The organism is Pseudomonas sp. BIGb0176, assembly GCF_024810175.1.
GTDB lineage: Bacteria > Pseudomonadota > Gammaproteobacteria > Pseudomonadales > Pseudomonadaceae > Aquipseudomonas > Aquipseudomonas protegens.
The window spans coordinates 892,618-913,259 of the sequence record NZ_JANUEC010000001.1; the positions used below are offsets into that span (position 1 = coordinate 892,618).

The following is a 20,642-nucleotide window of genomic DNA, read 5'->3' on the forward strand; positions in this document are numbered from 1 at the left end:
CACGTCGGCAATCGTCCTTGGACGGGAAAGAAGGTGCGTAGCCTAACCTCAGAATTCTCTGGCTGACAAGTACGCAAATTCGAAGGTGGCCGTCGTCAGCCCGGTTGGGCCTCCTTTGCCAGGCGCCGCAGAAAGTTCGCCAGGCCCGCTTCCTCGGCCTTCAGGCCCTGGCGGGCCCGGGCCTTGGGCAGCTGCGCCAACTCACCGAGGACGAAGCGCTCCAGCAGCGCCGGATGGATGTAGCACTTGCGGCACACCGCCGGAGTGTTACCCAGTTCCCGGGCCACTTCCTTGACCGTTGCCACTATGTGTCTCTTCGCCTCGGCCTGGGGCTCCCAAGGCTGCTGGCGCAACCGCTCCAGGGCCAGGACGCTGCCGGCCCAGGTGCGGTAGTCCTTGGCGGTGAAGTCGGCTCCGGTCAGTTGCTGCAGGCAGGCGTTGATGTCCGACGAGCTGACGTGGTGCCGTTGACCGTCTTCGTCCAGGTACTGGAACAGCTGCTGCCCAGGCAACTCCAGGCAGCGCTTGACCACCCGTGCCAGGCGCGGGTCCTTGACGGTGATCTGGTGCTCGACCCCGCTCTTGCCACGGAACTGGAAGTGGATGGCGCTGCCGCTGACCTGTACATGGCGGTTGCGCAACGTGGTCAGGCCGTAGGAGCGATTGTCCCGGGCATACTGGCTGTTGCCCACGCGGATGAGGGTTTCATCCAGCAGCAGGATCAAGGTGGCCATGACCTTTTCCCGGCTGAAGCCGGGCACCGCCAATTGCGCCTGCAACTGCCGGCGCAGCTTGGGCAAGGCGTTGCCGAACGCCAGCAGGCGAGCGTACTTGTCACCGTCGCGCACTTCGCGCCAGCGCGGGTGGTAGCGGTACTGCTTGCGGCCCCTTGCGTCGCGGCCGGTGGCCTGCAGATGGCCCTTGGGGTCGGGGCAGATCCACACCTCAGCGTAGGCCGGGGGAATCGCCAGGGCGTTGATCCGCTGTACCTCGGCGGCCTGGGTAAGGCGCTGGCCCTGGGCGTCGTAGTAGACGAACTTGCCCCGCAGCTTGCGCCGCCGGATGCCCGGCTGGCGGTCGTCGGTGTAGTGCAGGTCGGCGGGCAGGGCGGGGGTATCGCAAGCGTCGGGCATGGCGGCAGGTCCTGGGCAAAGTGCGGGCCGGTAGACCATGGACCGCGGCCTCGGCCAAGGGTGCCGATTTTCTCTGCGGTTTACGCCAGGACGGCCACTGCCTTGATCTGTGCCCAGAGTTGCTGCCCGGGGTGCAGGCTCAACTGGTCCCGGGAGAAGCGGGTGATGCGCGCCAGCAACGGGCTGCCCGCCACGTCCAGACGCACCAGCACATGGGCGGCGTTGTCCGCGGGGATTTCGTCGCGCACCGTTACCGGCAGGCGGTTGAGGATGCTGCTGTGCTCGCTGTCCTGCAGGCTCAGGCTGACGTCCCGGGCCTGGACCTTGAACCGCAAGGCCTTGCCCAGTGCCAGAGGCTCGTGGGCCACGCGGATAGTCAGCTGGCTGCCGGGCAGTTGCAGGGTCAGCAACTGGTAGTCCGGGTCGTAATGGCTGACCCGGCCTTCCACCACCACGCCCGCGTCGTCACCCAGGGCCAGGGGCAGGTCCAGGCGCGCCAGGGTCTCGCCCACGGGGCCGCTGGCCAGGGCCCGGCCATCGCTGAGCAGGACGATATGGTCGGCCAGGCGCGCCACTTCATCCTGGGAGTGGCTGACATACAGCACCGGGATATCCAGCTCGTCGTGCAAGCGTTCCAGGTAGGGCAGGATCTCGCTTTTGCGTTTCGAATCCAGGGCCGCCAGGGGCTCGTCCATCAGCAGCAGCCGCGGGCTGGTGAGCAGTGCCCGGGCAATGCCGATGCGCTGGCGCTCGCCGCCGGAAAGGTGCTGCGGGTGGCGCTGCAGCAGGTGGCCGATGCCCAGCAGTTCACTGGCCTGGGCCATGTCCACCCGGCGTTGTGCCTTGGCAATGCGCCGCAGGCCGAATTCCAGGTTGGCTTGCACGGACAGGTGGGCGAACAGGCTGGCCTCCTGGAACACATAGCCCAGGGAGCGCTTGTGGGGCGGGACGAACAGCTTGCGCTGGCTGTCCTGCCAGACTTCGTCGTTGATCTGGATGCGCCCGCGGCCGGCTTTTTCCAGGCCAGCGATGCAGCGCAGGCAGGTGGTCTTGCCCGAGCCCGAATGTCCATACAAGGCTGTTACCCCGCGCCCTGGCAGTTGCAGGTCGAGATCCAGGGCGAAGTCCTGGTAGCCCAGGTGCAGCTTGACGTGAATGCTCATCGGCTCAGCTCCAGCCGGCTTTGGTCTTGCGGCTGGAGTACAGCGCCAGCAGCACCAGGAACGAGAACACCAGCATGGCCCCGGCCAGCCAGTGGGCCTGGGCGTATTCCATGGCCTCGACGTGATCGTAGATCTGCACCGAAACCACCCGGGTCTTGTTGGGGATGTTGCCGCCGATCATCAGCACCACGCCGAACTCGCCGACGGTGTGGGCAAAGCCGAGGATCGAGGCGGTGATGAAGCCTGGCCGCGCCAGGGGCAGGATCACCGTGAAAAAGGTGTCCCAGGGGTTGGCGCGCAGGGTTGCGGCCACTTCCAGGGGACGGCTGCCAATGGCAGAAAAGGCATTTTGCAACGGCTGTACCACGAAGGGCATGGAGTAGATCACCGAGCCCAGCACCAGGCCGGCAAAACTGAACGTCAGGGTGCCCAGCCCCAGGGACTGGGTGAACTGGCCGAAGAAACCGTTCGGCCCCAGGGCCAGCAACAGGTAGAAACCTATCACCGTGGGTGGCAGCACCAGGGGCAGAGCCACCACGGCGCCGATCGGCCCCCGCAGCCAGGAGCGGGTGCGCGACAGCCACAGGGCTATCGGAGTGCCGACCACCAGCAGGATCAGCGTGGTCAGGGACGCCAGCTTGAGGGTCAGCCAGATGGCGGAAAAATCGGCACTCGACAGGCTCATTTACAGTTGGTAGCCGTAGGACTTGATCACCGCGGCGGCTTTTGGCCCCTTGAGGTAGTCCACCAGTGCCTTGGCGGCCGGGTTGTCCTTGCCCTTGTTGAGGATGACCGCGTCCTGCTTGATCGGGTCGTGCATCTGGGCCGGGACGATCCAGGCCGAACCGCTGGTGACCTTGCCGTCCTTGTAGATCTGCGACAGGGCAACGAAGCCCAGCTCGGCATTGCCGGTGGAAACGAACTGATAGGCCTGGGTGATGTTCTGGCCTTCGACGATCTTGTCCTTGACCTTGTCGGTCAGGCCCAGCTTGGCCAGTACCTGGGTTGCGGCCAGGCCGTAAGGTGCGGCTTTCGGGTTGGCGATGGACAGATGCTGGTACTGGTTGTCCTTGAGCACCTGGCCCTTGGCGTCAACGTAGCCGTCCTTGGCCGACCACAGGGCCAGGGTGCCGATGGCGTAGGTGAAGCGCGAGCCCTTGACGATGTCGCCTTCGCTTTCGAGCTTTTGCGGGGTGCTGTCGTCGGCGGAGAGGAAGACTTCAAAAGGCGCGCCGTTCTTGATCTGGGTATAGAACTGCCCGGTAGCGCCGTAGGCGGCCACCAGTTTGTGCCCGGTGTCTTTCTCGAAGTCGGCGGCAATCGCCTGGATCGGTGCGGTGAAGTTGGCGGCCACCGCGACCTGGACTTCATCGGCCTGGGCCGAACCCAGGGCGAAGACAGCGAGCAGGGCGGCGAGGCAAGTCGGGGCAAAACCTGAGGCGCGAAGGTTCATCAAACAGCTCCATTGGGGGGACGGATGCGTTGGGCAGTGAGTTATTGGAAGGGGCCTGCACCAAGGCGAGGGGGAATCGCTATATAGCGGAATATATAGCGATTTGTCGATGAACGGAACTCTGTTGCCAGCGCTTGTTGCCCGGGCCGCGATGTGATCGCGGCTCTAGTGAATCAGCGTCTGCGCAGTTGTGCCAGGGTTTGTTCGGCCAGGCGCAGGGTCAGTTCGTAGGCGGGCAGTTCCACCCCCAGGCGCAGGGCCTGGCCGGACCAGAGGTTGGCGAAGTCCGCCTCGTCCTTGGCACGCAGCGGCATCAAGGCGCCGCCGGCCCGGGGGAAGGCCGGCGCCAACGGGCTGATGGGGCCGATTTCGCGCATGACGCGGTTGACGATGCCCCGGGCCGGGCGCCCGGTGAACAGGTTGGTCAACGCGGTTTCGCTTTCCTTGGCGTGGCGCAGGGCATGGTGGTGGGCGGCGCTGACCTTGGCTTCCGGGGTGAACAGGTAAGCGGTGCCCAGTTGCACCGCCGAGGCTCCCAGGGCCAGCGCCGCGACGATGCCCCGGGCATCGCCGATGCCGCCGGCGGCAATCACCGGCAGTTGCACCGCGTCGACGATCTGCGGCACCAGGGCCATGGTGCCGACCTGGCTGTTGAGATCGTCGCCGAGGAAGATTGCCCGGTGGCCGCCGGCTTCGTAGCCCATGGCGATGATCGCGTCGCAGCCGCGCTCCTCCAGCCAGAGCGCTTCATCGACGGTGCTGGCCGAGGACAGCACCTTGGCTCCGGTGGCCTTGACCCGGGCCAGCAACGAAGGCTCTGGAAGGCCGAAGTGGAAACTCACGACTTCAGGGCGCAACTCTTCCACCAGTTGGCAGGTGCTCTCATCGAAGGGCGCGCGGTTGCTGACCGGGGTCGGAGCATCGAAGTCGGCGCCCAGCTCGCGATAGTAGGGCTCCAGGGCGTTCTTCCAGCGTTGCTCGTGTTCGGCATCGACGGGCTGCACCTGGTGGCAGAAGAAATTCAGGTTCAATGGGTTCTGCGTGGCTGAGCGAATCACCTGTACTTCCTGGCGGATCTGCCCGGCGTCGAGCATGGCGCAGGGCAGGGAGCCCAGAGCACCGGCCCGGGAGGCGCCGATCACCATGGCGGAGCCGGAGGGGCCGGCCATGGGCGCTTGGATGATGGGCAGGGCGATACCCAGCAGGTCTAAGAGGCGGCGATCAGTCCATTGGCTCATTTGCGGGAATTCTCCGTCGGCAGGTTTAGACGATGCAGCCCGTGGTTTTTATCAGGAGATGGCGCCCCGAGGCCAGCTGACTTTTCCACGGGGCTCGATTCCAGGCCTTTGCAACCGATACAGCGGCCGCTGCCGACGGCTGTCGGCGGCGTCGATCCGGCGCTAGACTGCGGCGGATATTTTTCCTCATCGCACCCCTCAAGGAAGGCTGGCCATGGATGTAAAACTGCGTGAAGTACTGCCGTTCAGCGTTGCAGGCCTGCAAGTAAGGACCCTCAACGCCGCCGAGCAACAGGCCGACAGCGCCCGGATCGGGCCGATGTGGCAGCGCTTCTATGTCGAGGGGCTGTTCGACAAGATCAGCCCTCGCCAGGCTGATTCGTTCGTCTACGGCGTCTATTCCAACTACGAGTCCGATGCCAGCGGGCACTTCGACGTGACCGCCGGCGTGGCGCTGGAAGGTGCCTGCGCCGACTACCCGAGCGTGGCTGTCCAGGGCGGGGACTACCTGGTGTTCAGTGCCAAGGGCGCGATGCCCGATTGCGTGATCCAGACCTGGGGGCTGATCTGGGCCTACTTCCAGGACAACCCCCAGGTCCGGCGCGCCTTCGCCACGGATTTCGAGGTCTACACCAGTGCCGATTCGGTGGCGATCTACATCGGCATCGAGGCCTCGCAGGCCGCTTCGCGCTCCAGCAACTGACGCTTGCGTTCCACACCCCAGCGGTAGCCTGAAAGGCTGCCGTCGCTGCGTACCACCCGGTGGCAGGGAATGGCCACCGCCAGGCTGTTGGCCGCGCAGGCCTGGGCCACGGCGCGCATGGACTTGGGCGCGCCAATGCGCTGGGCAATTTCGGCGTAACTGGCGGTGCTGCCCAGAGGAATGCTCCTCAGGGCCTGCCATACCCGCTCCTGGAACACCGTGCCCTGCAGATCCAGGGGCAGGTCCAGGCCAATGGCCGGGGCCTCGATAAACCCCACTACCTGGGCGACCAGGCGCTCGAAATCGCGGTCGGCACCGATCAGGTTGGCCCGGGGGAACTTGTCCTGCAGTTGCTCCAGCAGCGGGCCGGGTTCATCCCCCAGGAGAATCGCACACACACCGCGCGCGCTTTGCGCCACCAGTATTGCCCCCAGGGAACACTGGCCGAGGGCGAAGCGGATATCGGTGTTGGGGCCGCCGGCGCGGTAGTCGCTGGGCGTCATGCCCAGCAACTGGTCGGCCGCTTCGTAGAAACGGCTGTTGGAGTTGAAGCCGGCGTCATACAGGGCTTCGGTGACCGACTGGCCGCGTTCCAGGTGGGAGCGTACCTTGCGTGAGCGTTGCGCGTTGGCATAGGCCCGGGGGGTCAGCCCGGTGGCGGCCTTGAACACTCGGTGAAAGTGATAGCTGCTCATGCCGGCCTGCTGCGCCAGCTGGCCCAGGCTGGGCGGTGTTTCGGCGCCCTCGATCTGCCGGCAGGCCAGCGCCACCAGCGTGGCATGGTGCGCCGCGACCTGGGTCTGGTCACTGGCCAGGCGCTTGCTCGGGCGGTAGCCGGCGGCTTCGGCTTGCTCGGCGCTGTCGAAGAATTCGACATTCTCGGCCTTGGGCAAGCGCGACAGGCTGCTGGGGCGGCAATAGACGCCGGTGGTGCGCACGGCGTAGACAAAGCTGGCGTCGGCGCTGGCATCGCGCTTGAGCACGGCTTGCCAGCGGGGGTCCTGTTCGATGCGGTGCTTGCGCGACAAGGCGGTCATGGTCGGTACTCGGTAAGCGGTGGCGGCCAGATTAACCAAGCTGGGGCCGTTCGGCACTCCGGGCCTTGCGCTTGAATTCTCAACGTCAGCCGGCCCGGCGCAAGGTCAGGTTGATCCGTTGCTGGCCCAACAGCGGGTGGTAGCCGTCCTTGAGGGCCAGCACTCCGTGATAGCGCAGGCGGTCGACGCCGCCCCAGACCACCACATCGCCATGCAGCAGCGCGACCCGCTGGCTCTTGTCGCTGCGCTGCCGGCCGCCGAAGAGAAAGATCGCCGGCAGGCCCAGGGACAGGGACACGATAGGGGCCGAGTAGTCGCGCTCGTTCTTGTCCTGATGCAGTGACATCTTTGCCCCCGGCCGGTAGCAGTTGATCAGGCAGGAGTCCGGGGCGAACCCGGGAAAGCCGGCCGCCTCGGCCGCGGCTTCGGCCAGCTCCTGGAATACCTTGGGCAGTGCTGGCCAGGGGCGCTGGCTTTGCGGGTCGATGGGGCTGTAGCGGTAGCCGCTGCGGTCGGTGGTCCAGCCCAGTTGCCCGCAACTGCTGAGGCCCACCGACATGGTGAAGCCGCCGGGCGTCTGCATCTGGCGAAAGGGTGCGGCGGCGAGCACGGCATCGAGTTGCGGCAGCAGCGCTTCGACCCAGGGCAGGGCGAAGCCGCGCAATACCCGGGATTGTGGGCCCAGGACCTCGACGCGGGCAGGCTGCTGCAGGTCGCTGTCACTGAACAGCCCGAGGGTGGCTGGGCCGCCATCATTACAGTGCATCGTGAAAAATCACTCCAAGGGTATGGCGCTGGCCACTGTGAACGCGGCTGACACCGTGGCGCAAGGTCACCCGATAGTGCCCGCGCGCTCCGGCTACCGGGCGATGATGCACGGCGAAAACCAGCCCATCACCCTGCTTCAGACCAATGACCTGCGGCCGCGATTGCATGCGTGGGCGCTGTTCGGTGAGCACCAGTTCACCGCCGCTGAAGTCGCTTCCCGGCTGCGACAACAGGAAGGCCACTTGCAAGGGGAATACATGCTCGCCGTACAGATCCTGGTGCAGGCAGTTGTAGTCCCCGGGGCCGTATTGCAGCAGCAAGGGCGTCGGGCGCATCTGCCCGGCGTCGTGGCAGCGCTGGATGAAGGCGGCGTGTTGCATCGGATATTGGACGTCGATGTTCATCAGGCGGTTCCAGCGGTTGGCCTGGTCCACCAGGCGCGGGTAGAGCAACTGGCGCAATTGCGCCACGGGCTCCGGCAGCGGATAGCCAAAATACTGGTACTGGCCACGGCCAAAACCATGGCGGGCCATGATCACTTTCGAGCGAAACAACTCGGGGCTCTGGTAAAGCCGGCTCAGGGCCTGGCATTGCGCTGGGGTCAACAGGCCTTCGAGGCGGGCGCAGCCGTCCTGGTCGAGGGCCTGCTCGATGCGGGCCCAATCCAGTTGTTGCAGGCGATCGTGTAGCGAGGGGGCAGGCATGGCTGGAGTGTCCTGGGCGGTAGGGAACCCGGTCAGTCTGCGGCACGGTTGGCCGCGGAACACTCCGTTGCTTGCGCTTGAATCGGTGGTGCGCAGCGGCGCTCTACAAGGCCTTGCTGACGCTGACGTCGCTGATGACATCGTCGGACTGGCCATGCAGCGCCTCGAGGGCGGCCCGGGCTTCTTCCTCGGAGCCGGTCTGCAACTGGGCGAATTCGAAGCGGCGCTCACCGTTGAGCTTGTATTTGATGACGTACTTGGTGGTCTGGGGCACGGGGCTACCTGTTGTCGCGAGGGGAGGGCTTAGCGCAGTTTCGAGCTGGAGCGGCGAATGATGCGGATCGAATGCGTCAGGTTCGGCTTGCGGGTCACGCTGATGGGCCGACGGTTGACGGTGTCGATGGTGATGTTCCAGAAGCCAGTGCTGGGGGCGGTGATCTTTGCCGGGAACTTGTCGAAGGCGCCGCCGTGATAGGTATGACGGCCGCCGTTCTTGAAACTGCGGAAGTTGGCGTCGCTCATCAGGCGAATGTTACAGACCTGGGAGCATTCGATGACGACGATATCGTCTTCGTTCAGGTGCTCGCGCTGGTGGATGAATTTCATGGGCGCCTCCAGAAGGGCTATAGCTACAAAAGCAAAAAACGTTTGCGTGGGCGGTGGCGCAGTTTATCAGGCCCAAAGGAGTATTATTCGGCCCCGGCGTCGAGCTTTGACAATTTAAAACAGTTATTTGGATTTTTATCGGCGATAAAGCCGTGCCTCCGGAGAAAAACGGCGCCTTTGCTGTCGGAGGGACTTTATTGGAGATTTTTATATGAAGCGCTGGGTGTGGGTTCTGGTCTTGGCCATCGGCGGTTGCGCAAGCGTCTCGGACATCAACCAGACACCGCCAACCCTGAGCGTGATTTCCGGCAAGAAGCCTCAGGAATACGCCAAGTGCCTGGCCGACAAGCTCTCCGGCAGCCGCGGCGCGCTGCAGGTCGAGCCGCACAAGGACGGCTTTCGGGTACTAGTGCCCCAGAGCCTGTCGCCGGCCCCGGCTGCAGTGTTCTACATTGAGGCGCGTTCCGGTGGCAGCAGCATCAAGCTGCACGAGCAGATGAGCAACAACCCCTTGCGCCCTCAGGATGTGCGCAAGGCCGGTGAAGACTGTATCTCCGGCTAAGCCGTTGCTCCCTGCGGGTGACCGGCCCCGGTTACCCGCTTGCATCCCTTCTCCAGACTTTGCCCCAGGCCCCGGGTAGCGCCGCCAAGCGCCGCCCGGGGCTGCTTTTGCGTGGGCAGAAGCCTTGTTGCACTGCGGCGATTAGCCGCTTTTTTTCGCCTGGTAAAACCTTGTTTTGCTGTTCGGTATTCGATAGGCGCGGGGCAATTTCGCGTTGTCCCGGTGGATCAATTGACCTACTATTTGTGTGCTTATGCCATGCAGGTCTAAGCATATAACTAGAATAATGGAGTTCATATGATCCCACTGGATCGAATGCTATTGAGTGGCCTGATGCTGCTGTTGGTTCAAACTGCCCATGCCGTGGAGGGGCAGAAAGTCTTTACCCAGGGAGGCGCCCAGCCGGGGGCGACGGCTTGCCTGGCCTGCCATGGCGCCGATGGCATGGGCCTGGCTCCGGCCGGGTTTCCACGCCTTGCCGGGTTGCCAGCGGGATATCTGGGCAAGCAGTTGCACGACTTTCGCAGCGGCGCCCGCACCAGCCCTGTGATGCAACCGCTGGCCAAGGCCTTGAGTGAAGAGGAAATCACCGCGGTCACCACGACCCTGGCCGCCATGCCTGCGCCCAAGCTGGCTCCTGTCAGCCGTAGCCAGGTGGCCACCGGTGTCGGTGAGCGCCTGGCCCTGCGTGGTGCCTGGGAACGGCAAGTGCCCGAGTGCGTCAGTTGCCACGGACCGGGTGGCGTGGGCGTCGGTACCGCCTTCCCACCCCTGGCCGGGCAGCCTGCCAGCTACCTGGTGGCACAGCTCAACGCCTGGCGTGAAGGTACCCGCCACAACGACCCCAATGACTTGATGGGGCACATCGCCAAATCCCTGAGCGCCGAAGAAGTGGCTGCCGTGGCGGACTACTTTGCAACCTTGAACTCCCAGGAGGCGCGCCCATGAAACTATTGATTCCAGGGGCGCTGCTGAGCCTGCTCGCGATCCAGGTCCAGGCGGCCACCATCGCCATGGAGGACCAGTCGCAGATCCCGGCGCCGAGCGCTTCCGCCCATGTCGAGTACTTCAAGCCGCCGGCTGAAAGCGAGCTGCCGGACAACGCCTACGGCAAGCTGGTACGCGAAGGCTACGCCCTGTTCGTCGATACCAAGCGCCTGGCGCCGCAGTTCGTTGGCAACGGCCTCAATTGCAGCAATTGCCACCTTGACCAGGGGCGCCTGGCCAACTCGGCGCCACTGTGGGGCGCGTACCCGATGTACCCGGCCTATCGCAAGAAGAACGACAAGGTGAATACCTTTGCCGAGCGCCTGCAAGGCTGTTTTCAGTTCAGCATGAACGGTGGCAAGCCGCCGGCGGCGGACAGTCCGCAGATTACCGCGCTGTCGGTGTATGCCTACTGGCTGGCGAGCAAGGCGCCGCTGGGCGTCGAGCTGCCCGGGCGCGGGTATCCCGACGTGGCGCAGCCCGCCAAAGGCTACGACCTCAAGCAGGGTGCGGCGGTGTATCAGGCGCAGTGTGCGGTTTGCCACGGTGACAACGGCCAGGGCCAGAAGGCCGGTGCGGATTACGTGATGCCGCCACTCTGGGGCAAGGATTCCTACAACTGGGGTGCAGGGATGCACCGGATCAATACTGCGGCGTCCTTCATCAAGCACAACATGCCTCTGGGCAAGGGCGGCAGCCTGAGCGATCAGCAGGCCTGGGACGTGGCGGCGTTCGTCAACAGCCACGAGCGGCCGCAGGACCCGCGCCTGGTAGAGGGCTCCATCGAGAAGACCCGGGTCAAGTTCCACGCCAATGACGGGGTGAATTTGTACGGTCAGACGGTAGAAGGCGTGCTGATAGGCCAGGGCATCCGATAAACTAGCGCCCATTGTTGCCGGTGCCGCCCGGGCTCACGCCTGGGCGGCATCGATTTTTTGGGAGAAAGCATGAAGCGGGAAGATGTCAGGGCAAAGCATGCAGAGGGCTTGATCTCTGCCACCCACGTGATCCAGAACCCGGCCAATTCAGGGGAATGGATTGTGTTTTTCAAGAAGAGCGCCGGGCGCAGCTATTTTCTGGTGGACGACAGCGACGAGGTGGAATCTTTCTGCCGTCTCGACGACCTGATCGAAACCATTCGTGGCCTGGGCATCAAGTTCGCCGAAATTCATATGTAGAGGGCGTGCGCCTTCTACTTGCAGACCACCACCACGCTGCGGCTTTTATAGTTGCCAACATCGACGCCGAGGGTCTTGTCGCTTTCCTTGGTGGCGGGCGTGCCGACAGTGCTGACGATCCGATAGCCGGTGCCGGCGCAGGACGCCTCGGCTTTCTCGTAACAGCTGGCCCAGGAGCTGGCCTCGCCAGAGCAATCGATGCTCAGGCCTTGTTCGCCATTGGCCAGGTAGGTATTGGAGGCGGTGGCACATCCACTCAGGGCCAGTACTGCGGTGACAGTGAAAAGTCTGTTCATGGGGGATTTCGTCATCTGAGGGGGAGGGGGTGAAGTGGCCGTGCATGCCAGTGGCGATGCTATAGCTAATGGCCATTTCGGTACAGCACGTCACCTTAGTCCTCCGCGGGCCTGCAAAAGTGCCGCAGCCCCTCTGGGTGAGGGGGTTGTGGTGCCTGCGGGTGAACATCGCCAGGGCGAAAACGGTGCCATCATGGAGTCCGGATGGCCCGCCTTGGCCGTTGAGTCGAGGGTGTGCCTGGCCGATGCCTGGGGCATTCCGGCAACCCTGTGCAGGTGCCGGTTTACAAGCGCTGCGCGGTGATGGAGGTTTACCTGGCAGGCTATCTGGAGGATGCTGCGGAACTATCTGGCACTTTATTTCTCTATGATGGCAGCGGTTAGCCAGCGCGGGGCATTGTAAGGCGCTCGCGCCCTCATTAGACTGCGCCGAAACTCGTACACACAGCCTTTTTAAGGACTCATATGATCAAGAAATGCTTGTTCCCAGCAGCCGGTTACGGTACTCGCTTCCTGCCAGCGACTAAAGCCATGCCTAAAGAAATGCTGCCGGTGGTGAACAAGCCACTGATCCAGTACGGCGTTGAAGAAGCGCTGGATGCCGGATTGAATGAAATCTCCATCGTGACCGGCCGCGGCAAGCGCGCCCTCGAAGACCACTTCGACATCAGTTACGAGCTGGAAAACCAGATCAAGGGCACCGACAAGGAGAAATACCTGGTCGGTATCCGCAAGCTGCTGGACGAGTGCTCGTTCTCCTACACTCGCCAGACCGAAATGAAAGGCCTGGGCCACGCCATTCTGACTGGCCGCCCGCTGATCGGTGACGAACCCTTCGCCGTGGTACTGGCGGACGACCTGTGCGTCAACCTCGAAGGCGACGGCGTACTGACCCAGATGGTCAAGCTGTACAAGCAGTTCCGCTGCTCGATCGTGGCCATCCAGGAAGTCGATCCGCAGGAAACCAACAAGTACGGCGTGATTGCTGGCGAGATGATCCGTGACGACATCTACCGCGTTCACAGCATGGTCGAGAAGCCAAAGCCGGAAGACGCACCGTCGAACCTGGCGATCATCGGTCGTTACATCCTGACTCCGGACATCTTTGACCTGATCGAGCAGACCGAGCCGGGCAAGGGTGGCGAGATCCAGATCACCGATGCCCTGATGAAACAGGCGCAGAACGGTTGCGTGATGGCCTACAAGTTCAAGGGCAAGCGTTTCGACTGCGGTGGTGCCGAAGGCTACATCGACGCAACCAACTTCTGCTTCGAGAACTTCTACAAGACCGGCAAGGCTTACTGATAGCCGCTGCACGGGTTTTTCGGAAAAGCCACCTTCGGGTGGCTTTTTCATTTGTCGCCCTTATGTAGACCTCTGCGCTGACCCGATCGCCATCTGCGGTTATGCTTGTCAGCCTGCCTGGGAGAGTGAAATGGCCTACGATTTTGATCTTTATGTAATTGGTGCCGGTTCCGGCGGTGTGCGCTGCGCGCGATTCGCGGCGGGTTTTGGCGCGAAGGTCGCGGTCGCTGAAAGCCGCTATCTGGGCGGTACCTGTGTCAACGTCGGCTGCGTGCCGAAAAAGCTGCTGGTGTACGGCGCGCACTTCGCCGAAGACTTCGAGCAGGCCTCGGGTTTCGGCTGGTCCCTGGGTGAGGCGAATTTCGATTGGGCGACCCTGATCGCCAACAAGGATCGCGAAATCAATCGCCTCAACGGCATCTACCGCAATCTGCTGGTCAACAGCGGCGTGACACTGCATGAAGGCCACGCCAAGCTGATCGATCCGCAGCAGGTAGAGGTCAACGGCCAACGCTACAGCGCCAAGCACATCCTCATTGCCACCGGCGGCTGGCCACAGATCCCGGATATCCCGGGGCGTGAGCATGCCATCAGTTCCAACGAGGCCTTCTTCCTCAAGGAGCTGCCCAAGCGCGTGCTGGTGGTGGGCGGTGGCTACATCGCGGTGGAGTTTGCCGGGATCTTCCATGGTCTGGGCGCCGATACCCAGCTGTTGTATCGCGGTGAGCTGTTCCTGCGCGGTTTCGACGGCGCAGTGCGCAAGCACTTGCAGGAGGAACTGACCAAGCGTGGTTTGGGCCTGCAGTTCAATGCCGACATCGAGCGCATCGACAAGCAGGCCGACGGCAGTCTTGAGGTCACCCTCAAGGATGGTCGCAAGCTGGCCGCCGATTGTGTGTTCTATGCCACCGGGCGCCGGCCGATGCTGGACAACCTGGGGCTGGAGAATACCGGCGTGAAGCTCGACAAGCGCGGTTTCATCGAAGTGGACGAGCAGTATCAGAGCAGTGAGCCGTCGATCCTGGCGATTGGCGATGTCATCGGCCGCGTGCAACTGACGCCGGTGGCCCTGGCCGAGGGCATGGCCGTGGCTCGGCGCCTGTTCAAGCCCGAGCAGTACCGTCCCGTGGATTACCAGATGATTCCTACGGCGGTGTTCAGCCTGCCGAACATCGGTACCGTCGGCCTCACCGAAGAGCAGGCGCGAGAAGCGGGGCATAAGGTGCAGATTTTCGAGAGCCGCTTCCGGCCGATGAAACTGACCCTGACCGACTGCCAGGAACGCACCCTGATGAAGCTGGTGGTGGACGCCGACAGCGACAAGGTCCTGGGTTGCCACATGGTCGGCCCGGATGCCGGTGAAATCGTCCAGGGCCTGGCAATTGCCCTGAAGGCGGGGGCGACCAAGCGCGACTTCGACGAAACCATCGGCGTGCACCCGACGGCCGCCGAAGAGTTCGTCACCATGCGTACGCCTGTCGCGGGCTGATCAAGCCTTCGCAGGTGCGTCTGGCTGGGCCTTGGTGGCAGCAGCCAGGCGCAACGCCTCCAGGCCGGCCTCGGCCTTGGTGGCGCGCAACTCCATCTCCTTGCTCGATCGAGCCTGTTTCCTGGTTTGTTCCTTGAGTGCCTGAACTTCTTCCTGGGCAACGCGCAGGCGTTCCTGGAGCAGGGTGCTTTCGCTGTCCTGGCGGGCGACCTGTTCGCTCAGGCGGGCCTGTAGCGCCGAGTTCTTGCTGGCGGCATCCTGGGCTTGCTTGAGCTCTTTTTGGATGGCGCGCTGTTCGCTGAGCAGGCGCTCGTTATCGCGATGCAGTTGGGTGATCTCGTCCTGGCGTACCAGCGCGCTCTGTTGGGCCTGGCGCAGCTCCATCTGGATCTGTTGCAACTGCCCTTCGTGGCGGCGCTGCTCCTGTTCGCGCTGTTCCTTGCTGGCCGCGCGGTAGTGCTCCAGGGCGTCCCTGGCATGCAGGTGCTTTTCCTCCAGGGAGTGGATCTGCCGCTCCTTGTCCTCCAGCCGCAGCTCAAGGCCCTTGAGTGCCTGGTTGAGTTCGGCGTTGCGGGTCTGTTCGCTCTGCAGCATGGAGCGAGTGTCTTGCAGGGCGGCGCTTTCCCCGGCCAGGGCGCTGGCCTGAATCTGCAACTGCTGTTGCAACTGCTCCTGAAGCTGGTGGGCTTCGTTCATCTGGTGTTCCAGCACCTGCTTCTGTTCTTCGAAGTGGGCGAGGGCTTGCTCCAGGGGTTCCTGGGCCTGCTCCTGCAGACGTTGCGCCAGGCGCCCCACCAGTTCGCCCAGTTCTTGGTCCAGGGGCGCAGGGCCGCTGTCACGCCGGCTGGCGCCGTCATCCAGCTCCTTGAGATAGCGGTGGATGGTGGTTTTCGAGCCGGTATTACCCATTTCGATGCGTACTGCGTCGATGCTGGGGTGTTCGCCGCGGGCAAGAATCGCCTGACGCGCTTTCTTCACCACCGCCTTGTTTATGCCTCCGCGAGCCATGCATCCTCCGACGATTTGGTACTGTGTTACGTAGTATGTAATTACATGGAATTGTACAGCAGATGTGAATTTATCAAAAGCCTGAAACTGACATGGGATATTATGGTATTACCCCGTGTGATAGGCGCTGAGGGCGGTTTTCGCCAGCCATCGCCGTACATTTGCCTGAGTTGAGCTGCCATGAGCGAGCTGGATCGTTATCTGCAAGCCGCCACCCGCGACAACACCCGTCGCAGCTATCGGGCGGCCATCGAGCATTTCGAAGTGCAGTGGGGCGGTTTCCTTCCGGCTACGGCCGAAAGCGTGGCCCGCTACCTGGCCGCCTATGCCGGTGAGCTGTCGATCAATACCCTGCGGTTGCGCCTGTCGGCCCTGGCCCAGTGGCACAGCAGCCAGGGCTTTGCCGACCCGACCAAGGCACCGGTGGTGCGCCAGGTGTTCAAGGGCATCCGTGCGCTGCACCCGGTACAGGAAAAACAGGCGCAACCCTTGGAGCTGCAGCACCTGGAACAGGTCGTCGCCTGGCTAGATGAGGAGGTCGCGAGTGCCGCAACTGAACAGCGCCAGGGGGATCTGTTACGTGCCCGGCGTGATCGGGCGCTGATCTTGCTGGGCTTCTGGCGCGGCTTTCGCAGTGATGAGCTGTGCCGCTTGCAGATCGAGCATGTGCAAGCGATGGCCGGGTCGGGCATCAGCCTCTACCTGCCCCGCAGCAAGAGTGACCGTGACAACCTTGGGCGGACCTTTCACACCCCGGCCTTGCTGCGCCTGTGCCCGGTGCAGGCCTATATCGAGTGGATCAACAGCGCGGCGCTGGTGCGCGGGCCGGTGTTTCGCGGCATCAACCGCTGGGGGCGCCTGAGCGAGCAGGGGTTGCATGCCAATAGCGTGATCGCGTTGCTGCGCCAAGCCCTGGAGCGTGCCGGTATCGCTGGCGAACACTACACCAGCCATTCCCTGCGCCGGGGCTTCGCCACCTGGGCGCACCGCAGCGGTTGGGATCTGAAATCACTGATGAGCTATGTCGGCTGGAAGGACATGCAGTCCGCCATGCGCTACGTCGAGGCCAACCCGTTCATGGGCATGGCGCGCATCGGCGAGAAGCCGGTACAGCAGTAGATTAAGGTTTCTTCTATTAATACTGTTGGCTGATAGTCAAAACCAATCGGCAGCATCAGGTTTGCCAATGAGCCAAGGGGCGATTCATTGGTTAGGATTCTCCCCATCAAGTTTTCACCCAATGTTCTCAACCACTGATGGAGAGTCAACGATGCCTATCATCAACAGCCAAGTTAAACCCTTCAAAGCTACCGCATTCAAAAACGGCGCATTCGTCGAAGTGTCGGACGCCGATCTGAAAGGCAAATGGTCTGTCGTGTTCTTCTACCCGGCTGACTTCACCTTCGTGTGCCCAACCGAGCTGGAAGACCTGGCCGACAACTACGCCGAATTCCAGAAGCTGGGCGTCGAGATCTACAGCGTTTCCACCGACACCCACTTCGCCCACGCTGCCTGGCACAACACTTCGCCAGCCATCGGCAAGATCCAGTACACCATGATCGGCGACCCGACCCTGGCCATCTCCCGCAACTTCGATGTGCTGATCGAAGAAGCCGGTCTGGCTGACCGCGGCACCTTCGTGATCAACCCTGAAGGGCAGATCAAGATCGTTGAAATCAACGACGGCGGTGTAGGCCGTGACGCTTCCGAGCTGCTGCGCAAGATCAAGGCCGCTCAGTACGTCGCTGCTCACCCAGGCGAAGTCTGCCCAGCCAAGTGGAAAGAAGGCGAGGCCACCCTGGCTCCGTCCCTGGACCTGGTCGGCAAGATCTAAGTCCATGCATTACCCAAGGGCGGTGATCCGCACTTAAGTCAGCTGCACCGCCCTCAAACAACGCCCGGGCGAGATTCGCTCGGGCGTTGTTTTTTCTACCGAATCAAAACAGGAGATCGCCCGTATGTTGGACGCCAATCTTAAAGCTCAGTTGAAGTCTTACCTGGAACGGGTCACCCAGCCGATCGAGATCGTAGCCTCCCTCGACGACGGTGCGAAATCCCAGGAAATGCTCGCGTTACTCAAAGACATTGTCAGTCTTTCCAATCAGATTACCTTGCTCGATAACGGCAGCGACGCGCGCAAGCCTTCGTTCTCGTTGAATCGCCCGGGAAGTGATATCAGCTTGCGTTTCGCCGGTATTCCCATGGGCCACGAATTCACTTCCCTGGTGCTGGCCCTGCTGCAAGTGGGTGGCCATCCATCCAAGGCCAGTGCCGAGGTGATCGAGCAGATCCGCTCGCTCAAGGGCGAGTTCAATTTCGAAACCTACTTCTCGCTGTCCTGCCAGAACTGCCCGGACGTGGTCCAGGCGCTGAACCTGATGGCGGTGCTCAACCCCAACATCCGTCACGTGGCCATCGATGGCGCGCTGTTCCAGGCCGAAGTCGATGAACGCAAGGTCATGGCGGTGCCCAGTGTCTACCTCAATGGCGTGAACTTCGGCCAGGGGCGCATGGGGCTGGAGGAAATCCTCGCCAAGCTCGACACCGGTGCGGTGGAGAAGCAGGCGCAGAAACTCAACGCCAAGGAAGCCTTCGACGTGCTGGTGGTCGGCGGTGGTCCAGCGGGTGCTTCGGCAGCCATCTATGCCGCTCGCAAAGGCATCCGTACCGGTGTGGCTGCCGAGCGTTTCGGTGGCCAGGTGCTGGACACCATGGCGATCGAGAACTTCATCTCGGTGCAGGCAACTGAAGGGCCGAAGCTGGCCGCCGCCCTGGAAGAGCACGTCAAGCAGTACGACGTGGACATCATGAACCTGCAGCGGGCCAGTGCCCTGGTGCCGGCCAAGGAAGTCGGCGGCTTGCACGAGATCCAGTTCGAAAGCGGCGCCAGCCTCAAGGCCAAGTCGGTGATCCTGGCTACCGGTGCCCGCTGGCGCGAGATGGGCGTGCCGGGTGAGCAGGAATACAAGGCCAAGGGCGTGTGCTTCTGCCCGCACTGCGACGGCCCGCTGTTCAAGGGCAAGCGTGTGGCGGTGATTGGCGGCGGCAACTCCGGTGTCGAAGCGGCCATCGACCTGGCGGGTATCGTCAGCCACGTGACCCTGCTGGAGTTCGACAGCAAGCTGCGGGCGGATGCGGTGTTGCAGCGCAAGCTCTTCAGCCTGCCCAACGTCAAAGTCATCACCAGCGCCTTGACCAGCGAAGTGAAGGGTGACGGCCAGAAGGTCACCGGCCTGGCCTACAAGGACCGTGATTCGGGCGAGTTCCACACGGTGGACCTGGAAGGCATCTTTGTGCAGATCGGCCTGTTGCCCAACACCGATTGGCTCAAGGGCACCGTCGAGCTGTCGCCTCGTGGCGAGATCATCGTCGATGCCCGCGGCGAGACTTCGCTGCCTGGGGTATTTGCTGCAGGTGACGTCACCACGGTGCCCTACAAGCAGATCGTGATAGCCGTGGGCGAGGGCGCCAAGGCTTCCCTCAGTGCATTCGATCACTTGATCCGTACCTCAGCACCGGCTTGATCGGTCGCTTAGAAAAACAAAACCCCATGAGCCTGGCTCATGGGGTTTTTTATTGCTGTGCCGGCAGGCACCGGCTTGTCGCTGAAGTGGCCGCTGGGTCTTGCGCCGCCCTTGAGAAAGGAAGTGCTGACAATCCAGCTTCTACACAGGCCGGCTTCGCACCTGCATAGGTTTACAGCGGTGCTGGCTGGATGATCTCGACCCAGTAGCCGTCCGGGTCCTTGATGAAGGCCAGGCTTTTCATCCGGCCATCGTTCAGGCGCTTCTGGAAATCGCAGCCCAGGGCTTCGAAGCGCTCGCAGGCGGCGACGATGTCCGGCACCGAGATACAGATGTGGCCGAAGCCGCGCGGGTCGCTGTTGCCGTTGTGGTAGGCGAAGGCTGGATCGTTCTCGGTGCCGTGGTTGTGGGTCAGTTCGAGAATGCCGGGAATCGACTTCATCCACTCGGTTCGTGCGCCAGCGTCTGCCGGGATCTGTGCCTTGTCCACCAGGGCCAGGAAGTACAGGCTGAACTCGGCTTCAGGGAAGTCGCGTTTTTCCACCAGGGAAAAGCCCAGGACCCGGGTGTAGAAGTCCAGGGAGCGAGTGATGTCCTTGACGCGCAACATGGTGTGGTTGAACACGAAACGGGCAGTGGCCGCATCCGGTTGGGCGGTCACGCCGGGAAAGGTATTGAGTTCGTTGAGGCTCATGGGCCCTCCAGAAGAAAGTGCGGCCAAGACTGCTTGCCGGGGCAAGCAGCCTTGGCTGGCAATGGTTCGGACATCCTTGGGATCGGGCAATGATACGCAAGTGGGTCGGCTGGCGCCAAACCCAAAGCTCCTGATCTATTGCCCATTCCTGGCGCCGGGCTCAGACTTCCAGGCCCCTTTACCTCAGTGTGCAAACGCATGATCGAGTCTTTTAAGTTCCGCGCCGCAGCTCTGTTGCTACTGGCGCTGGCCGGTGTTGCAGAGGCCGAGCCGCAAGTGACCTGGCCCCAGGGCTGGACGGTGGAACCGCTGCCGGCCCAAGAAGGCGAAGAGGCCGCCAAGGTGTCCCGGCAGAGAGCGGTCAAGAGCGATACCGCTGGCAATCCACTCATGGTCATGGAGTTGACCATGACTCAGGTGGACAGTGGGCATGTAGTCAATCTGCAGGGGGTATTGCTGGAGATGCGCAAGTCGGTGCAAAAGGACTTTGCCCAGGGCGGTTATCAGAGTGTCTGTAACAAGATTCATGCCGCGCAGTTGAGTCGTCTCGAGGCGCTGGAGACTACTTGCACCATTACCCAGAATGGCCGGCATGTGCTCTCGCAAACATTGGTGGCGGCACTGAATGGGGATAAGGCTTATGTACTTTCATACGCTGGCCAGGCTGCGGCTTTTGCCGAGAGCCAGGATGAAATACTCGCTGTACGAAACGGCCTTAAACTTTAAGGAAAAATCTGAACCAATCGGTTCGCTTTCTGCGGGTTACCCGTTCGTTAGCGAAAAGGCATTAAGCC

At 62.7% G+C, this 20,642-nt stretch carries 24 protein-coding genes; 11 read left to right on the forward strand and 13 right to left on the reverse strand.

The annotated features are described in order from the left end of the window. Positions 1 to 95: 95 nt before the first annotated feature. The 5 genes from M2395_RS03835 to M2395_RS03855 all read right to left on the reverse strand — a co-directional run bounded on the left by M2395_RS03835 (position 96) and on the right by M2395_RS03855 (position 4,987). Complete coding sequence (locus M2395_RS03835; protein WP_123430656.1) at positions 96 to 1,133, reverse strand: DNA topoisomerase IB; 1,038 nt, start codon at positions 1,131 to 1,133, stop codon at positions 96 to 98. An 80-nt stretch (positions 1,134 to 1,213) separates the two neighbouring features. Continuing rightward, entirely contained in the window at positions 1,214 to 2,296 is a 1,083-nt protein-coding gene (gene modC, locus M2395_RS03840) for a molybdenum ABC transporter ATP-binding protein (protein WP_123430657.1), read from the reverse strand. 4 nt (positions 2,297 to 2,300) lie between these two features. Then, positions 2,301 to 2,981, reverse strand: a complete 681-nt coding sequence (modB, locus tag M2395_RS03845) for a molybdate ABC transporter permease subunit (protein ID WP_015635894.1) — start codon at positions 2,979 to 2,981, stop codon at positions 2,301 to 2,303. Then, complete coding sequence (modA, locus tag M2395_RS03850; RefSeq protein ID WP_011061694.1) at positions 2,982 to 3,749, reverse strand: molybdate ABC transporter substrate-binding protein; 768 nt, start codon at positions 3,747 to 3,749, stop codon at positions 2,982 to 2,984. A 173-nt stretch (positions 3,750 to 3,922) separates the two neighbouring features. Then, the gene (locus tag M2395_RS03855) at positions 3,923 to 4,987 is read right to left on the reverse strand and encodes a nitronate monooxygenase family protein (protein WP_015635893.1); all 1,065 of its coding nucleotides are present in this window, start codon (positions 4,985 to 4,987) and stop codon (positions 3,923 to 3,925) included. A gap of 214 nt (positions 4,988 to 5,201) precedes the next feature. On the opposite strand from M2395_RS03855, the gene M2395_RS03860 reads away from it, so the two are divergent. Next, positions 5,202 to 5,690 (forward strand): GyrI-like domain-containing protein, encoded by a 489-nt coding sequence (locus M2395_RS03860; RefSeq protein WP_011061692.1) that lies wholly within the window; start codon positions 5,202 to 5,204, stop codon positions 5,688 to 5,690. On the opposite strand, the gene ada is transcribed toward M2395_RS03860, so the two are convergent. The 5 genes from ada to M2395_RS03885 all read right to left on the reverse strand — a co-directional run bounded on the left by ada (position 5,642) and on the right by M2395_RS03885 (position 8,805). Then, a complete protein-coding gene (gene ada / locus M2395_RS03865; RefSeq protein ID WP_011061691.1) occupies positions 5,642 to 6,727 on the reverse strand; it encodes a bifunctional DNA-binding transcriptional regulator/O6-methylguanine-DNA methyltransferase Ada in 1,086 nt (361 codons plus the stop codon). The two genes, M2395_RS03860 and ada, sit on opposite strands and share 49 nt — an antisense overlap. Positions 6,728 to 6,812: 85 nt before the next feature. Continuing rightward, a complete protein-coding gene (gene alkB / locus M2395_RS03870; RefSeq protein ID WP_123430658.1) occupies positions 6,813 to 7,493 on the reverse strand; it encodes a DNA oxidative demethylase AlkB in 681 nt (226 codons plus the stop codon). Then, positions 7,483 to 8,199, reverse strand: a complete 717-nt coding sequence (locus M2395_RS03875; protein ID WP_011061689.1) for a 2OG-Fe(II) oxygenase — start codon at positions 8,197 to 8,199, stop codon at positions 7,483 to 7,485. Before M2395_RS03875 ends, alkB begins: the two co-directional genes overlap by 11 nt. A 103-nt stretch (positions 8,200 to 8,302) precedes the next feature. Then, complete coding sequence (locus M2395_RS03880; protein WP_015635890.1) at positions 8,303 to 8,473, reverse strand: hypothetical protein; 171 nt, start codon at positions 8,471 to 8,473, stop codon at positions 8,303 to 8,305. 29 nt (positions 8,474 to 8,502) lie between these two features. Next, positions 8,503 to 8,805, reverse strand: coding sequence for a DUF1883 domain-containing protein (locus tag M2395_RS03885; RefSeq protein ID WP_011061687.1), 303 nt, complete (start codon positions 8,803 to 8,805; stop codon positions 8,503 to 8,505). Positions 8,806 to 9,016: 211 nt separating this feature from the next. Between M2395_RS03885 and M2395_RS03890 the strand changes: the two genes are divergently transcribed. The 4 genes from M2395_RS03890 (at position 9,017) to M2395_RS03905 (ending at position 11,532) form a co-directional block, all read left to right on the forward strand. Beyond that, positions 9,017 to 9,367 carry a hypothetical protein gene (locus M2395_RS03890; protein WP_011061686.1) on the forward strand — a complete coding sequence of 117 codons (351 nt, stop codon included), beginning with the start codon at positions 9,017 to 9,019 and terminating at the stop codon, positions 9,365 to 9,367. Between the two features lie 297 nt (positions 9,368 to 9,664). Beyond that, positions 9,665 to 10,315, forward strand: coding sequence for a cytochrome c (locus M2395_RS03895; RefSeq protein WP_011061685.1), 651 nt, complete (start codon positions 9,665 to 9,667; stop codon positions 10,313 to 10,315). 65 nt (positions 10,316 to 10,380) lie between these two features. Then, positions 10,381 to 11,232: a c-type cytochrome gene (locus M2395_RS03900; RefSeq protein WP_373366096.1), complete on the forward strand. Its 852-nt coding sequence runs from the start codon at positions 10,381 to 10,383 to the stop codon at positions 11,230 to 11,232. A 69-nt stretch (positions 11,233 to 11,301) separates the two neighbouring features. After that, positions 11,302 to 11,532 carry a hypothetical protein gene (locus tag M2395_RS03905; RefSeq protein ID WP_011061683.1) on the forward strand — a complete coding sequence of 77 codons (231 nt, stop codon included), beginning with the start codon at positions 11,302 to 11,304 and terminating at the stop codon, positions 11,530 to 11,532. 14 nt (positions 11,533 to 11,546) lie between these two features. Here M2395_RS03905 and M2395_RS03910 read toward each other — a convergent pair whose 3' ends face one another. Then, entirely contained in the window at positions 11,547 to 11,828 is a 282-nt protein-coding gene (locus M2395_RS03910; RefSeq protein ID WP_011061682.1) for a hypothetical protein, read from the reverse strand. A gap of 465 nt (positions 11,829 to 12,293) precedes the next feature. On the opposite strand from M2395_RS03910, the gene galU reads away from it, so the two are divergent. Together galU and gorA are read left to right on the forward strand one after the other, a co-directional pair. Continuing rightward, the gene (galU, locus tag M2395_RS03915; protein ID WP_011061681.1) at positions 12,294 to 13,133 is read left to right on the forward strand and encodes a UTP--glucose-1-phosphate uridylyltransferase GalU; all 840 of its coding nucleotides are present in this window, start codon (positions 12,294 to 12,296) and stop codon (positions 13,131 to 13,133) included. Between the two features lie 130 nt (positions 13,134 to 13,263). After that, a complete protein-coding gene (gorA, locus tag M2395_RS03920) occupies positions 13,264 to 14,622 on the forward strand; it encodes a glutathione-disulfide reductase (RefSeq protein WP_123430659.1) in 1,359 nt (452 codons plus the stop codon). On the opposite strand, the gene M2395_RS03925 is transcribed toward gorA, so the two are convergent. Further along, on the reverse strand, positions 14,623 to 15,630 hold the full coding sequence (locus M2395_RS03925; protein WP_123430660.1) for a DNA-binding protein: 1,008 nt from the start codon (positions 15,628 to 15,630) through the stop codon (positions 14,623 to 14,625). It lies immediately after the preceding gene. A 180-nt stretch (positions 15,631 to 15,810) separates the two neighbouring features. Here M2395_RS03925 and M2395_RS03930 point away from each other — a divergent pair, with 180 nt between their 5' ends. The 3 genes from M2395_RS03930 to ahpF all read left to right on the forward strand — a co-directional run bounded on the left by M2395_RS03930 (position 15,811) and on the right by ahpF (position 19,154). After that, a complete protein-coding gene (locus M2395_RS03930) occupies positions 15,811 to 16,749 on the forward strand; it encodes a site-specific integrase (RefSeq protein WP_123430661.1) in 939 nt (312 codons plus the stop codon). Positions 16,750 to 16,900: 151 nt separating this feature from the next. Beyond that, positions 16,901 to 17,464, forward strand: coding sequence for an alkyl hydroperoxide reductase subunit C (ahpC, locus tag M2395_RS03935; protein ID WP_011061677.1), 564 nt, complete (start codon positions 16,901 to 16,903; stop codon positions 17,462 to 17,464). A 124-nt stretch (positions 17,465 to 17,588) separates the two neighbouring features. Further along, positions 17,589 to 19,154, forward strand: coding sequence for an alkyl hydroperoxide reductase subunit F (gene ahpF, locus M2395_RS03940; protein ID WP_011061676.1), 1,566 nt, complete (start codon positions 17,589 to 17,591; stop codon positions 19,152 to 19,154). Positions 19,155 to 19,326: 172 nt separating this feature from the next. On the opposite strand, the gene gloA is transcribed toward ahpF, so the two are convergent. Continuing rightward, a complete protein-coding gene (gloA, locus tag M2395_RS03945; RefSeq protein WP_011061675.1) occupies positions 19,327 to 19,848 on the reverse strand; it encodes a lactoylglutathione lyase in 522 nt (173 codons plus the stop codon). 198 nt (positions 19,849 to 20,046) lie between these two features. On the opposite strand from gloA, the gene M2395_RS03950 reads away from it, so the two are divergent. Beyond that, a complete protein-coding gene (locus tag M2395_RS03950; RefSeq protein ID WP_015635885.1) occupies positions 20,047 to 20,574 on the forward strand; it encodes a DUF4946 domain-containing protein in 528 nt (175 codons plus the stop codon). The last annotated feature ends 68 nt before the right edge of the window (positions 20,575 to 20,642 follow it).

Bases quoted from the DNA above. Each gene is read 5' to 3' on its own strand.
- M2395_RS03835 (WP_123430656.1), bottom strand. From the start codon at position 1,133: ATGCCCGACGCTTGCGATACCCCCGCCCTGCCCGCCGACCTGCACTAC.
- modC (WP_123430657.1), bottom strand. From the start codon at position 2,296: ATGAGCATTCACGTCAAGCTGCACCTGGGCTACCAGGACTTCGCCCTG.
- modB (WP_015635894.1), bottom strand. From the start codon at position 2,981: ATGAGCCTGTCGAGTGCCGATTTTTCCGCCATCTGGCTGACCCTCAAG.
- modA (WP_011061694.1), bottom strand. From the start codon at position 3,749: ATGAACCTTCGCGCCTCAGGTTTTGCCCCGACTTGCCTCGCCGCCCTG.
- M2395_RS03855 (WP_015635893.1), bottom strand. From the start codon at position 4,987: ATGAGCCAATGGACTGATCGCCGCCTCTTAGACCTGCTGGGTATCGCC.
- M2395_RS03860 (WP_011061692.1), top strand. From the start codon at position 5,202: ATGGATGTAAAACTGCGTGAAGTACTGCCGTTCAGCGTTGCAGGCCTG.
- ada (WP_011061691.1), bottom strand. From the start codon at position 6,727: ATGACCGCCTTGTCGCGCAAGCACCGCATCGAACAGGACCCCCGCTGG.
- alkB (WP_123430658.1), bottom strand. From the start codon at position 7,493: ATGCACTGTAATGATGGCGGCCCAGCCACCCTCGGGCTGTTCAGTGAC.
- M2395_RS03875 (WP_011061689.1), bottom strand. From the start codon at position 8,199: ATGCCTGCCCCCTCGCTACACGATCGCCTGCAACAACTGGATTGGGCC.
- M2395_RS03885 (WP_011061687.1), bottom strand. From the start codon at position 8,805: ATGAAATTCATCCACCAGCGCGAGCACCTGAACGAAGACGATATCGTC.
- M2395_RS03890 (WP_011061686.1), top strand. From the start codon at position 9,017: ATGAAGCGCTGGGTGTGGGTTCTGGTCTTGGCCATCGGCGGTTGCGCA.
- M2395_RS03895 (WP_011061685.1), top strand. From the start codon at position 9,665: ATGATCCCACTGGATCGAATGCTATTGAGTGGCCTGATGCTGCTGTTG.
- M2395_RS03900 (WP_373366096.1), top strand. From the start codon at position 10,381: ATGGAGGACCAGTCGCAGATCCCGGCGCCGAGCGCTTCCGCCCATGTC.
- M2395_RS03905 (WP_011061683.1), top strand. From the start codon at position 11,302: ATGAAGCGGGAAGATGTCAGGGCAAAGCATGCAGAGGGCTTGATCTCT.
- M2395_RS03910 (WP_011061682.1), bottom strand. From the start codon at position 11,828: ATGAACAGACTTTTCACTGTCACCGCAGTACTGGCCCTGAGTGGATGT.
- galU (WP_011061681.1), top strand. From the start codon at position 12,294: ATGATCAAGAAATGCTTGTTCCCAGCAGCCGGTTACGGTACTCGCTTC.
- gorA (WP_123430659.1), top strand. From the start codon at position 13,264: ATGGCCTACGATTTTGATCTTTATGTAATTGGTGCCGGTTCCGGCGGT.
- M2395_RS03925 (WP_123430660.1), bottom strand. From the start codon at position 15,630: ATGGCTCGCGGAGGCATAAACAAGGCGGTGGTGAAGAAAGCGCGTCAG.
- M2395_RS03930 (WP_123430661.1), top strand. From the start codon at position 15,811: ATGAGCGAGCTGGATCGTTATCTGCAAGCCGCCACCCGCGACAACACC.
- ahpC (WP_011061677.1), top strand. From the start codon at position 16,901: ATGCCTATCATCAACAGCCAAGTTAAACCCTTCAAAGCTACCGCATTC.
- ahpF (WP_011061676.1), top strand. From the start codon at position 17,589: ATGTTGGACGCCAATCTTAAAGCTCAGTTGAAGTCTTACCTGGAACGG.
- gloA (WP_011061675.1), bottom strand. From the start codon at position 19,848: ATGAGCCTCAACGAACTCAATACCTTTCCCGGCGTGACCGCCCAACCG.
- M2395_RS03950 (WP_015635885.1), top strand. From the start codon at position 20,047: ATGATCGAGTCTTTTAAGTTCCGCGCCGCAGCTCTGTTGCTACTGGCG.